This is a genomic window from Robertkochia solimangrovi (genome assembly GCF_007279655.1).
GTDB classification, from domain to species: Bacteria; Bacteroidota; Bacteroidia; order Flavobacteriales; family Flavobacteriaceae; genus Robertkochia; species Robertkochia solimangrovi.
The window spans coordinates 82306-94997 of record NZ_QKWN01000007.1; the positions used below are offsets into that span (position 1 = coordinate 82306).

Annotated in this window: 11 protein-coding genes; 8 read left to right on the top strand and 3 right to left on the bottom strand. The window is 40.2% G+C overall.

Annotation, left to right across the window (positions count from 1 at the left end; all coding sequences use genetic code 11):
- The first annotated feature begins 143 nt into the window (after nt 1-143).
- From DMZ48_RS10645 to DMZ48_RS10660, 4 genes are all read left to right on the top strand, one after another.
- A complete protein-coding gene (locus DMZ48_RS10645) occupies nt 144-935 on the top strand; it encodes a helix-turn-helix domain-containing protein (protein WP_143955130.1) in 792 nt (263 codons plus the stop codon).
- A 94-nt stretch (nt 936-1029) separates the two neighbouring features.
- Nucleotides 1030-1905, top strand: coding sequence for an AraC family transcriptional regulator (locus tag DMZ48_RS10650; protein ID WP_143955131.1), 876 nt, complete (start codon nt 1030-1032; stop codon nt 1903-1905).
- Nucleotides 1906-1970: 65 nt separating this feature from the next.
- Complete coding sequence (locus DMZ48_RS10655) at nt 1971-3122, top strand: iron-containing alcohol dehydrogenase (RefSeq protein WP_143955132.1); 1152 nt, start codon at nt 1971-1973, stop codon at nt 3120-3122.
- A gap of 183 nt (nt 3123-3305) precedes the next feature.
- Entirely contained in the window at nt 3306-4322 is a 1017-nt protein-coding gene (locus DMZ48_RS10660; protein WP_143955133.1) for a zinc-dependent alcohol dehydrogenase, read from the top strand.
- A gap of 224 nt (nt 4323-4546) precedes the next feature.
- On the opposite strand, the gene DMZ48_RS10665 is transcribed toward DMZ48_RS10660, so the two are convergent.
- The 3 genes from DMZ48_RS10665 to DMZ48_RS10675 all read right to left on the bottom strand — a co-directional run bounded on the left by DMZ48_RS10665 (nt 4547) and on the right by DMZ48_RS10675 (nt 8473).
- Nucleotides 4547-6226 (bottom strand): hypothetical protein, encoded by a 1680-nt coding sequence (locus DMZ48_RS10665; RefSeq protein ID WP_143955134.1) that lies wholly within the window; start codon nt 6224-6226, stop codon nt 4547-4549.
- 519 nt (nt 6227-6745) lie between these two features.
- Complete coding sequence (locus DMZ48_RS10670; protein WP_143955135.1) at nt 6746-7534, bottom strand: hypothetical protein; 789 nt, start codon at nt 7532-7534, stop codon at nt 6746-6748.
- 189 nt (nt 7535-7723) lie between these two features.
- On the bottom strand, nt 7724-8473 hold the full coding sequence (locus DMZ48_RS10675) for a helix-turn-helix domain-containing protein (protein WP_143955136.1): 750 nt from the start codon (nt 8471-8473) through the stop codon (nt 7724-7726).
- A 255-nt stretch (nt 8474-8728) separates the two neighbouring features.
- On the opposite strand from DMZ48_RS10675, the gene DMZ48_RS10680 reads away from it, so the two are divergent.
- From DMZ48_RS10680 to DMZ48_RS10695, 4 genes are read left to right on the top strand one after another with little or no spacing between them, the layout of a single operon-like run.
- A complete protein-coding gene (locus DMZ48_RS10680) occupies nt 8729-9124 on the top strand; it encodes a YbjN domain-containing protein (RefSeq protein WP_143955137.1) in 396 nt (131 codons plus the stop codon).
- Nucleotides 9125-9135: 11 nt separating this feature from the next.
- A complete protein-coding gene (locus DMZ48_RS10685; protein ID WP_143955138.1) occupies nt 9136-9849 on the top strand; it encodes a PspA/IM30 family protein in 714 nt (237 codons plus the stop codon).
- Nucleotides 9850-9854: 5 nt separating this feature from the next.
- Complete coding sequence (locus tag DMZ48_RS10690; RefSeq protein WP_143955139.1) at nt 9855-10565, top strand: hypothetical protein; 711 nt, start codon at nt 9855-9857, stop codon at nt 10563-10565.
- A gap of 16 nt (nt 10566-10581) precedes the next feature.
- A complete protein-coding gene (locus tag DMZ48_RS10695) occupies nt 10582-12660 on the top strand; it encodes an SPFH domain-containing protein (RefSeq protein WP_143955140.1) in 2079 nt (692 codons plus the stop codon).
- Nucleotides 12661-12692: the final 32 nt, after the last annotated feature.

A 12692-nucleotide genomic window follows, 5' to 3' on the forward strand; every position in this document is an offset into this window, starting at 1 on the left:
AACGTGAAAAGACACAATATTAACCTGATGTTCGATTTTTTAAAATTCATTTTGCAAATTTCCCGAATATCTTCAAGTCGTATTTTCAAAAATTAGACAATTATTTTATAATTTCAGCCAATACTTTTGAGGAAGAAATTGACATGCATCCATTTTTAGATAAAGTAAGGCGAGATCCGGACAGCTTTTTTATTCACCATACCAAAGTGGAAGAAACCCTACCGATGCACAGCCATAACAAACACCAGATGAGCTATGTGGAAGGCGGGGTGGCTTTTCTGAACACAAGTAATAAATCGTACTTTTTCCCGGCCAGGCATTTTATCTGGATTCCTGCAGGACGGGAACATAATGTGATCTCCCGTACTTCCGTTAAGATGGTCTACAATATTTACTTTCCGAAATGGGTAATTCCTGAAGATCACAAACTACAGCAACGTGGCGGAATCTTTCCGGTGACCGATCTTCTGAAGGAGATGATCTATTACACTGAAAAATGGCGCGGAGACGTTTCCCAAGAAAACAAAATACAATTGGAATTTTTAATGGCTCTCAAGAACATTGTACTTGATGCAGCTGAAAATCCTTTACCCATCGTATTGCCGACCACAGCGAATGAAATATTACGACCTGTTTTAAGATATATCCAGAACCATATTGATCAACCTTTATATCTGGATCAGATAGCCCGGGAATTCGGGCATAGCTCCCGAACACTTTCACGATTGTTTCAAAATAATATGGAAACCTCTTTTCTGCAATATCTAAAACTCTCACGGATCATAAAGAGCATGGAGATGCTATTGCAAACCGAACTTTCGATCACCGAAATCGCCTATAGCTGTGGCTATAACAGTCTTTCGGCTTTCAGTTATGCGTTTAACCAAGTGGTACATCGCTCCCCAAATGACTTCAGAAAGCAGAATGTCAGTTAAATCAGACCGTTATAAAGTCCTCTTAAAGTCGGTACTGCTAAACTACCTCTCCTGTAATTCTTCATAACTTTGCCTTTCAAAATGCAAATGACGAATGGAAATTGCCAGTTACACCCTCAAGGATTATTACGAACAGAAGAAATCTCCGTGTCTTTCTTTTAATGTACATGGATTAGAGGATATCGAGATTCAAAAAGAGGAAGTTTTACATCGGAGCGATTATTTTCAGGTGGTCATCATTGGCGAAGGAAGTGCTGAACAACAGATCGAGCACCAGCCTTTTGAACTTTCCAGAAATGAAATATCTGTGGTGTTTCCGCATCAGATCAATGCATTGAAGTTCGAAGATAAAACGAAAGGAATCATCATTCAATTCGATGAGGTTTTGTTTTGTTCCGACCTCCTAAAGAACGAACTGATCTCCTATAACAATGACCTCATCAACAAATTGAATCGCGTTATACTGGATGATAATGCGCGCTCAAAAATTCATAATTACGGAGAACAAATATTTGAGCTGTTCCAAACGTTAACACCAATCAAAAAAGAGCAGATTCGATTCCAGATCAAGATCATGTTACTGGAGATCATCGAAGCCGCTCACCAGACTCAAACAGGTTTTCAGGCACCCGACCAATCCGATTACTTCGCCAGATTCAAAGCGCTGATCGAAGATAATTTCAAATCTGAAAGATCGGTCACCTTTTACAAAGATCAACTCCAGATCACAGCAAAGAAACTCAATGAGATCTGTAAGAGTAAAACTGGAACAACTGCGCTCAATATCATTCACGAGCGGATTCTAACCGAAATTAAAAGAGCATTGATCTTTTCCGGTAAAAACCATAAAGAGATCGCTTACGACCTGGGATTTGATTCACCTTCCGCACTGAATAAATTCGTTAACGCGAAACTGAAAGAAACTCCAACCGAATTAAAAGAATCCCTTTCCCGAATTTATAAGTTTTAAGAATGATTTTATAATCGATTAGGTCTTGCCTAACGATAATTTTGCCTCATCAAAAAAAGTAAAAGATGAGTAAATTATTTATTGCAAGCGAAGTCTTTCACGGAACGGGAAGTCTTGAAGAACTTAAAAACATATCCGGACAAAAGGCGATACTGGTTACCGGTGGAAGTTCGATGAGAAAGAGTGGAACAATTGACCGGGCGATCACCTATTTAAAAGCGGCAGGAATCGAATCTGAAGTTTTTGAAGGAGTTGAAGAGGATCCTTCATCAGCAACTTGTTTTAAAGGAGCACAAGCGATGAGAAATTTCGAACCTGACTGGATTATCGGACTTGGAGGATGTTCTGCAATCGATGCAGCTAAAATGATGTGGGTTTTCTATGAACACCCGGATGCTGATTTCGATGCCATGACGAAGCCCTTTTCTGTTCCAGGACTTAGGAATAAAGCTAAATTCATCGCCATACCATCAACCAGTGGTACCGGAACTGAAACTACCGGTTTAGCTGTGATCACCGATCGTGAGAAAGGTGTAAAGTATCCTATTGTATCCTATGAACTGACTCCTGATATCGCTATTGTTGACGGAGAGATCTGTGCCACCATGCCTGCACACGTCACCTCAAATACAGGACTTGATGCACTGACACATTGCGTGGAAGCCTATGTTTCGAATATCGAAGATAACTATGCCGACGCTCTTGCTAAAGGCGGATTAGGAATCGTTTTTGAAAACCTGAAAGAAGCGGTGAATAATCCGGAAAACCTTAAAGCGCGCCAAAATATGCATGACGCCTCCTTTATGGGTGGCCTGGCATTCAACAATGCGTGGCTCGGTATCGTCCATTCACTATCTCATCAGGTTGGTGCATTATATGGAATTCCTCATGGAGCTTCGAATGCTATTTTCTTACCCAATGTCATTCGATACAACGCCAAAGTATCCGATCGTTTTCCTGACCTTGCCAAGGTAATCGGAAAAGAAACTGCTGAAGATCTTGCGGTTGCGGTGGAAACTTTGCGTTCCGAAGTAAACAATCCTGCTGCGATTAAAGAATTCGGAATTTCTCAGGAGGACTGGAACAAGAATCTGGATTATATCACCAATAATGCATTTCTCGATCCTTGTACCAGCTTCAATCCAAGAAAACCCACTCTAGAAGAACTCAAAGATATTTATAACGCTTGTTATAATGGTGAGGTTGTAAACTTCTAAGGAAGTTGCATGCACGTTTTAGTTAGCTGTATTTAAACCGGTTTCTCAGGAAGCCGGTTTTTTTATATTGTCTCAAAATTAAAACAATCACTTTAAAATACTGATTATTAATTCATTAACTTTACAATCCTTCCTAAGAACACACTACTTCCATATCGAAAAATCATTTTTAAAATTAGAATCATGAAGAAATCAAATCCATCGGGGGTGTTCCATGACATTCACGATATACGAATAGATGAACTTCCATCACCTGAACTCAGTGATAACAGTGTTATCATTCAGGTAGAAATGACAGGAATCTGCGGAACTGATCTGCATATCTATCATGAAGGACTCGTTCCTAAGGGTTCGGTGTTAGGACATGAGTTCTGTGGTGAGATTATTGAAGTAGGGAGTTCCGTTAAAGGACTCACCACCGGTGACCGTGTAGTATTGAACCCGATGAAGAACGGGATTGGCCTGGGGGTGAATCCGGGTGGATTTGCAAAATACGTAAAGTTGAGCGACCCCGTACTCAACACAAACATCTTTAAAATCCCGGACTCCATCAGTTCGGAAAAAGGAGCCCTTATCGAACCCCTTACCGTTGGACTTGGTGCTATCAATAAAACCGATTGGAAAAAAACAGACAATGTCCTGGTCACCGGATGTGGCACTATCGGGCTGGTCACTATTGCCGGTTTGGTAAGCAAAGGTATTACCAACATCATCGCAACTGACATTAGTTCGAAACGCCTTGCACTCGCCAAAAAATTAGGAGCAAAACATATTTTCAATCCCACCAGCGATGGCGACCTGAAGGACTTGATCTGTAAAGAATATGGAATGGTGGACTCCCTGAGATATGCAGGACAGTTACCGAATCTTACCCTCGCATTTGAATGTAGTGGTGTTCCTCCCATTCTGCGTCAATCGATGGAACTTCTCGCTCCGGATGGAAAACTTACCATTCTGGCTGTATACAGTAAAGAATTGACCACAGACCCGAACCTGATCGTTTATAAACGACTTAATATTCAGGGATCATTATTCTATACTCCGGAAGATTTTCTGGAGGCCATCGATCTTATGGCAAGCGGAAAGGTAGACCTATCCCCTATAGTCAGTCATCATTTTCCCTTAAACGAGCTATCAGAGGCCTTTGCAGTACAAGCAGACAGCAGTAAATCTGTAAAAGTCATCGTTGACGCAGAGTAAACTTTCATAATTTCTCAATATTCCTGTTGATGCGTTCAGAAGTAGATCCATAGTCACCTCCATTCTCTTTGAGATTTCGATCGCTTCCTTAGCTACTTTCAATACCTGGGTATATGTATCGATCTTGAATAATAACGTAGCATAGGTATCCGAGGGAGTTTAAATTCCCTCGGACACCAATCACATATACGCTACCGAAAATCACGAAACTTCCTCCCGCGTAATTAATTGTTACAACCGTCGGGAATTTCGAAGGCACCTGAGGAAGATTCGAATACGCTGCTCATTCTGGCATTACCGCTAAGCGTGAAAAGGACGTTATTCTCATTGACATCATTTATCAAGCCATCAAACCAATTGTTTTCCAGTTGATTAACTATTTCCTCACCCGATAATTCCCTGTCATCCTCGACATACGTACCTTTAATCCTGTATTTTAAAACAAAAGGAATAACTACATCATCCACCGATTTGACCGCATCATAAATATCAACCACGGTAAATGGAGGGAGTTCGATAGTTCTTATCCGTGAAACTTCCATCGTCTCTGTTTCTTCTTCCTTGATTTCTCGCTGGAGATTTAGCGTTTGTGAAGAGGTTAGCTCAACCCCAATTTTAGCACCCACAGTTCCACTTTGTGTCACAGAACCTCCCGTAGCCTCCCCGCCTACTTTCGCTTCGTACCCTAGTTCTATACTTACTTCAGTTGAAATCTGCTGACTTGTAAAAAGTGAAATGCCTTCAGTAAGTGTAAATGTGTTGGTCCGTGACTTGGTTTCTGTCCTTCCTACCTGTTCGGTTAATTTAGCGGAGGAACAATTTGTCAGTATCGAACGAAAGGCAAAATCAAGCTTTACAGGACCTACGATAGGCGCCAAATATTCGACCCCTAAAGCTTCGACTTCCCATTTTATATCAGACAGTACTCTAAAGCGAATTTCCCGATAATCTTCATCACCTGTATAAGAGATTATCAGACTTGCCCTTTGATGGTCAAAACCCACATAAGGAAGCCATTCGGCATCACTCGGATTCGGTGTAGGGGGATCGAGCAACCTTAATCTTTTCCATCCGTCTTCATCGGTTTCAATTTCAAATATTGAGGCTTCCTGTTCAGGAACACTGGTGATATAATATTCTCCATCATCATTGGTGTCACTTTGATGAATTCCCCACCAACCACTGTTAAAATCCTCTGGGTATGACTCTAGAACGGCTTCACCATATCTTATTTTATAGCGATTTCCTTCCACATGCAGGAAATAAAATTTACTATAATTCTGTACCGGCATTTCAGGATTATAAATCTGCACATAATTGACATTATACCAGTTATAATCCGGATCATCCAATGAATACCCCTCCCCTCTTCGCAACAATCCATCAATTCCGTCGATTGTAATCAGATAGGATGTATTTTCTCGTAATGTAACTTCCGGCATTTCAGCTTTATTTTCGATCTCCATTGGAATCGTATTAATGTGTTCATCGATAATCAAACGATCTTCAAATTGTACGAGTTCCTCATCCCCTCTGGTAATTACGACCTTCATGGAAACCCCATCAGCAAAGGCTTCTTTTTCAACATCTGAAATGGAATCCACCATTACCGCAAACGATGCCAGTGAAGTCCATTTATCAATAGGTTGAATAGTATCAAACTGTGGATAGTCTGGAAAAGTGATCTTTGCCATGTCAGGAATATATCCCTTCTGATAGATCTTACGTACATCTATCATAAAGCCGATCGCCCCTTTATCCAAATGGAATTCTTTTTTCAAAGAATCTTCCGCTACTGAAGTTAGTGATAAGGTCTCATCAGGAACAATAACATCTACATCTGTGCATGTACACAATGTTATGAGGAGTAAAATACTCACAGGGAATAACTTTAGTGATTTCATAATGAAAGTTTATTAGTTGATAAATCCGATTGTTTTCAATAGTTGTTGCAAACAGGATCTGAGGGAAAATACTTGGTATTCCCATAGTATATTCACTAATACTTCATTCATTTATGATAAATCAGGGACAGAGTTTCTCTTTAAAGGAAAAACGTAAACACTAAAAAATTGCAGTTCGAAAAGAAATTGAGGAATATAATTTTTCAGGAGGAATACAAAGTTAATCATTAAAACCTACATAACGACTTTAATTATCTGAATTTCAGGTTTTTAATACATAGAAGTGCTTTCTTACATAAAAAGAAACGTCTCTGGAGATAATAAAATTAACGGAAAAAAGCATCCTTATTAGAAACACTGGATACCAAAATCCTCTTTTAGTTGTGAAGATAAACTTAGCTGGTTGATGAAAACCAGCTAAGTGATTTAAAATAAGCGGGAATTCCTATAATCAATAGACAAAAATTCGCCCCTTATCAAAACTTTCATGAATAATTAAAAACGATCAGAAAGATAGCACTATAATTTCTCAATAATCCTGTTGATCAATTCAGAAGTAGATTCATAATCATTTTCATTCTCTTTAGCGATATCGATCGCTTCCTTTGCTATTTTCAACGCCTGGGTATATTCACCGGTCTTGAAAAGCAAGGCTGCATAGGTGTCGGTATTGTGATAATTCTTGTCCAGCTCAATTGATCTTTTTGCCCATGACAAAGCTTTGTTTAGTTGTTCGGAATCAGTTTCATTCTGGTAGTAATTCCAGGCCAGTGAATTCAGATCACTCCAGCTATTAGCGATGAAGTTTATATCGTTTACGATACTCAATTGAACTAACGTATAAGGATAAATCGAATAACTCACCGTAGCATCGAGCATTTTACCATCAAGGAAATAGAGAATCAGCGGCGCTGAAGAAACATTAAACACATTATCGAAGCCATTGGTTTCACCACCGATGTTCGCATGGAAATTCTTTGTATTCTTCCAATTCTTATGATGTCCCTTGGCCAGGACACTGCTTCGGTCATCTTCGTCATCAACATTCACGGTAATGATATTTACCAGTGATGTATCACAGACATTATAACGCTCGATGAGTTCGATACACGGATAACACCATACACCGCTCCAGGTGATGATCATGGTAGGTAATTCTTTATTCAGTCCGTATTTATCATAGATCTCACTGAAGGGTACAGTCTCCTGTGTATCAAGATCGACCAGGTTCACATCGATCTGTCCGAAAACTGTTGTCATTGAAAAAATAGAAATAATCAGGAATGACAGGAAAGTAATTCTGTTCATGGGTAGGTTGTTTAGTTAAAATAATGGTTAGGTTTTTGATCCTAAAAAGATCCCTGACAAGATATATACTCCGGCGAAATCAAGAGGTCAATTTCCGTCGTTACGACTATTATTTTCGATAACAATACACAAACCTTTAAAGTACACATATGTGCACATACATGGAAATAAGAAGAGGCAAACAGAATTTTACATGATATCCCGAAGTTTTTTGATCTCACTTTCGAGGAAAGAAAGCTTACTCTTCAGATCGATTTCCGATTCGGGAACACGATTATAAAATACATATTTGATCTTCCATACTTCCCTGATCTCCTTTTTGTCCAGGATGATATCCTCGAAGTTCGGATTTTTAGCCTTGAGGGTAATCTGCCGGTCATAATACAGTTTCCTCAGTATGAGTTTATCTTCGGTAAGAACAACAACGAGATCATCACCTCCAAAGGAAGACGGGTCAAGATGATCGATCAATTCTCCGATCACAATATCATTAGGAAAAAGTCCGGTATTCTTTTGTGTCATCTCCAGATTGGAAACCACGTAGGCCCGTAGATCCGGGGTTGGAGGTACCGGTAACTTTAATTGTGGCAAATCCTCCACGAAATGAGAATTCTCATGATTGCTTATATAATCAAACGTTATTTGTGGGAAGACACAAGGGATATGTGCCAGTTGTTGATTATAAAAAGACCCTGCAAGCGCAAGATCATCTTTAAATTTCAACAATTTATTGATGGTGAGTTCTTTTGTTAGCAGATCATCCACCGTTATGCTAAAATAATTAGCAATTCTTATAATTGTTTCAATACGTGGTTCACTGCGCTCTTCTTCATATGCACCCAGTGTAGCACGCTTCAGATCAAAAAGTTCAGCGAAAGCCTGCTGGCTAAGCTTCTTTACATTTCTAATCTTTCTAATATTTTTACCAAAATATGACATATTTGCTAATTTTATTTGCAGATATTAAAATTTTGATTAACTTTATCTAACATTATTAGCTAATATACGATTTGAAATCTAATTTTTTTGGCTTAAACCTTAAAAATGTAAAAAAAATTTGTAATCAACCCTTAAAACAATTTAAAATGGCATTACTCATAACCGCCCTCGCTTGTATGTTAATATGTCCGTAAGTTCTGTAGGAATTTTGTATTATTAACCGATGAAAATAACACAACCAAAAAAACCATTTCAATGCAAGATTATTTTCAAACCGTCAAGAACTTCCTTCTGGAGTTAGATATTGACGTTACTTTTGAAAATCCTGATGAGGGAATCCTGGTAATTCAAAAAGAAAGTTACGGATTTAAGAACCTGATCATAGGCGTTATGCCTCCGATCCTGATTATGGAACAGTTCATTTTTCGAATCAACAACAATTCAGAACTGATCTATAAAAGCCTTTTACAAAAAAACCGCGATATTATCCATGGTGCCTTCGTGCTCGATGACAGTGGTGAAAAAGTGATATTCAGAGACACCCTTCAGATCGAAAATATAGATCTGAACGAACTGGAAGGTTCGTTGAATTCACTGAGTTTGTTAATGAGTGAATACTCAAGTAAGATTATAGAATTCTCAAAGTACTAAATACCAACGTTATGAACATTTTTAAACGACTATTCAAAATAGGCGAAGCGGAAGCCAACTCGGCTATTGACCGTATGGAAGACCCTATTAAACTGACCGAACAAGGCATCAGAGATCTCAGAGCTGATCTGGACAAGAACCTCGAAGCCCTGGCACAGGTAAAGGCACTGGCCATACGCTCAAAGAATGAACAGGAAGAATATCTGAACAAAAAGGACGATTATCACAATAAAGCCATTCTTATTCTTAAGAAAGGGCAACAAGGTGAAATGGATAAAAATGAATCAGACCGTCTTGCCAGAGAAGCACTGGTAAAAAAAGAAGAAGCTCAAAAGCATGTAGAGCGTGCCGCTGAAGAAACTCAGAAATTCAGCGACAATGTCAGTCAGCTGGAAAGAAATATTCAGACCATAAAAGCAAACATAAGCAACTGGGAGAACGAGCTGAAAACGCTTAAAGCCCGCGTAAAAGTGAGCAATGCTACCAAAAGCCTGAATAAACAAATGGCTGAGATCGATAGCGGCAGCACCGTTGCTATGTTGGAAAGAATGAAGGAGAAGGTTGCACAGGAAGAGGCACTAGCCGAAGCCTACGGTGATATCGCCAATGCATCGAAGTCTATTGACGATGAACTGGAAAAAGCTGCGAGTAGTACCGAGGCAAAAGCTGAAGACGACCTCAGCAAACTGAAGGAACAATTAGGTTTTAGTGACGATAAAAAATAATCACCTTGACTAGTTTAACCGACATCTTATTTTCTCAGGTAAACCTGACACTCACTATCCTGCTCATACTGCTGATCGTATACTGGTTATTAACCATGATCAGTGGGATTGAATTCGAATATGACATGGATATCGATGTAGACGTGGATGCAGATCTCGATATCGACCTCTCTCAGGGGGGTGCAGAAACCGATTTTCACGACATTTCAAATTCTGAGATCAATAAAGAAGATGTGATCGGCAAACGTATTCAGCCCCTGAAGTGGTGGCAGATCCTGCTGATCTATTTCAACTTTATCGGCCTGCCTTTCATGTTCACCTTTACCTGCCTGATTTTCCTCTGGTGGTTTTCCACGGTGCTCGCCACTACGCTGACCGGCACCTATGACAATATCTTCGGATTTGCCATCGTGATCATCGGGTTCCCCATCGCGCTCTTTCTTACCAAGATCTTCACCACCCCATTCAAGAACTTTTTCAGAAATCTGAACAAGGATGGAGATCAAAAGAAAGATTACATCGGGAGAACCGGTATCCTGCTTTCCTCTCTTTCCGGAGATAAAATGGGAAATGCCGAAATACATATCGACGGAGATACGCTCTCCATCTATGTAAAATCACTTGACGGAGCACCGATACGCTATCAGGAAAAGATCCTGATCATCGAGGAATCAGCCGACAAGAACTATTTCTTTGTACAACCCTATAACGATTAATACAAATAATTAAAAAATGAATCATATTTTACAACTATCAGCAATGGGATTAGGAATTGCAATCTTCCTGATCGTGGTATACTTCGCTATCATTGCAATGTTCTATAAAAAAGTTCCCCAGGGACGTGCGATCGTGCGTACCGGTTTTGGAGGAACGAAAGTAGCTACCGATAAAGGACTTTACGTAGTGCCGGTTTTCCACAAAGTGGAAATCATGGACATCTCCGTAAAGAAGATACAAATCGAAAGACTGGCTCATGAAGGACTCATCTGTAAAGACAATATGCGAGCAGATATCAAAGTGGCATTCTTCGTACGGGTGAACAATGATGTGGCCTTTATCAAAAGAGTTGCACAAACCATCGGTGTAGATCGCGCTTCACGCATAGAGACCCTGGAAGATCTTTTCGAAGCTAAATTCTCGGAAGCATTAAAGACCGTAGGTAAGAAATTCGATTTTATAGAACTCTATGAAGCACGACGTGAATTCAGAGATGAGATCGTAAATATCATCGGTACTGACCTCAACGGATATACCCTGGAAGACTGTGCAATCGACTTTCTGGAACAGACTCCAATCACCCACCTGAAGACCGACAACATTCTGGATGCAGAAGGGATCAAGAAGATCACTGAGCTTACTGCCATTCAGAATATGAAGTCGAATCTCATAAAGAGAGATGAAGAGAAGACCATCCGCAAACAAGATGTTGAAGCCCGAGAAGCTATTCTGGAACTCGACAAACAATTGGCTGAAAAAGAAGAACAACAAAGACGTGAAATCTCTAACATCAAAGCAAGAGAAGAAGCAGAAATCCAAAAAGTTGCGGAAGAAGAGCGACTGAAATCAGAAACAGCAAGGATCGCTACTGAAGAAAAGGTTAAAGTGGCTGAAGAGAATATGCAGCGTCAGATCATCGTTGCTGCCAAGAATAAAGAACGCACCAACGCCATCGAAACCGAAAGAGTTGAGAAAGACCGAATGCTGGAGGCAACCGAACGCGAAAGAATCGTTACACTCGCTCAGATCGATAAAGAAAAAGTGGTTGAAGTTGAGAAGAAGAACATTCAGGATGTCATTAAAGATCGTGTAATGCTTGAGAAAGGCGTGGTTGAAGAACAGGAAAGTATGAAAGACATTCAAGCCTTCAAAACAGCCGATCGAGATAAGCAGGTAAAGATTACAATAGCCGAAGCCAATGCTCAGGAGGCATTGATCAAAACCATAAAAGCAGCTGAAGCTCAGAAAGAAGCTGCCAAACAAAGAGCTGAAGAGATCAACATCGAAGCTCAGGCGCAAAAAGAAGCCAGTGAAAAAGAAGCGGAAGCACGTAAGACTATCGCAGAAGCTAAAGCTAAAGAAGAAGCTACCATCGGTATGTCTGAAGCTCAGGTAATGCATGCGAAAGCCGATGCCAACGAGCGTCAGGGACTGGTAGATGCACTGATCATCGAGAAGAAAGCCAAAGCAGAAGCAGCCGGTATAGAAGCCAAAGCAGAAGCTACCCTGAAAGAAGGTAAAGCTGCTGCAGAGGTTATCAAGGAAAAAGCACTGGCCGATGCCGCAGGTATTGAAGAAAAAGCTGATGCAATGAAAAAACTAGACGGTGTAGGAAAAGAACACGAAGAGTTCAAATTACGCCTTGATAAAGAACTACAGGTGGATCTTGCCAATATCAATATTCAGAAAGAGATCGCAGATGCTCAGGCTCAGGTTATCAGTGATGCATTGAAAGCTGCCAAGATAGACATCGTGGGTGGTGAGACCATGTTCTTCGACCAGATCATCGGACAGATCACTCGCGGTAAAGGATTTGACCGCCTGGTACAGAACAGTTCAAACATCCAGGATATTAAAGATTCAATCCTCGGAAGTGATGATATCCGTGGCAACCTGCTTACCAAGGTAAGAGAGTTCTCTGAAAAATACGGCATCTCTTCAGAAGATATCAAGAACCTCACGATCGCAGGACTTCTGATGGAACTTAAGAATCGTTCCAACGACCAAAGCGAACAAACCATGTTAGGCAATCTTTTCAACCTTGCTCAAGGCTTAGGATTGTCAGACAAGCAATTGAACGGACTTAAAGTCTGATCCCATATAACCATTCAGACAGGTGTGCGTGC

What these genes read in the sequence shown, in the direction of transcription:
- DMZ48_RS10645 (WP_143955130.1), top strand. Translation starts at nt 144, where the DNA reads ATGCATCCATTTTTAGATAAAGTAAGGCGAGATCCGGACAGCTTTTTT.
- DMZ48_RS10650 (WP_143955131.1), top strand. Translation starts at nt 1,030, where the DNA reads ATGGAAATTGCCAGTTACACCCTCAAGGATTATTACGAACAGAAGAAA.
- DMZ48_RS10655 (WP_143955132.1), top strand. Translation starts at nt 1,971, where the DNA reads ATGAGTAAATTATTTATTGCAAGCGAAGTCTTTCACGGAACGGGAAGT.
- DMZ48_RS10660 (WP_143955133.1), top strand. Translation starts at nt 3,306, where the DNA reads ATGAAGAAATCAAATCCATCGGGGGTGTTCCATGACATTCACGATATA.
- DMZ48_RS10665 (WP_143955134.1), bottom strand. Translation starts at nt 6,226, where the DNA reads ATGAAATCACTAAAGTTATTCCCTGTGAGTATTTTACTCCTCATAACA.
- DMZ48_RS10670 (WP_143955135.1), bottom strand. Translation starts at nt 7,534, where the DNA reads ATGAACAGAATTACTTTCCTGTCATTCCTGATTATTTCTATTTTTTCA.
- DMZ48_RS10675 (WP_143955136.1), bottom strand. Translation starts at nt 8,473, where the DNA reads ATGTCATATTTTGGTAAAAATATTAGAAAGATTAGAAATGTAAAGAAG.
- DMZ48_RS10680 (WP_143955137.1), top strand. Translation starts at nt 8,729, where the DNA reads ATGCAAGATTATTTTCAAACCGTCAAGAACTTCCTTCTGGAGTTAGAT.
- DMZ48_RS10685 (WP_143955138.1), top strand. Translation starts at nt 9,136, where the DNA reads ATGAACATTTTTAAACGACTATTCAAAATAGGCGAAGCGGAAGCCAAC.
- DMZ48_RS10695 (WP_143955140.1), top strand. Translation starts at nt 10,582, where the DNA reads ATGAATCATATTTTACAACTATCAGCAATGGGATTAGGAATTGCAATC.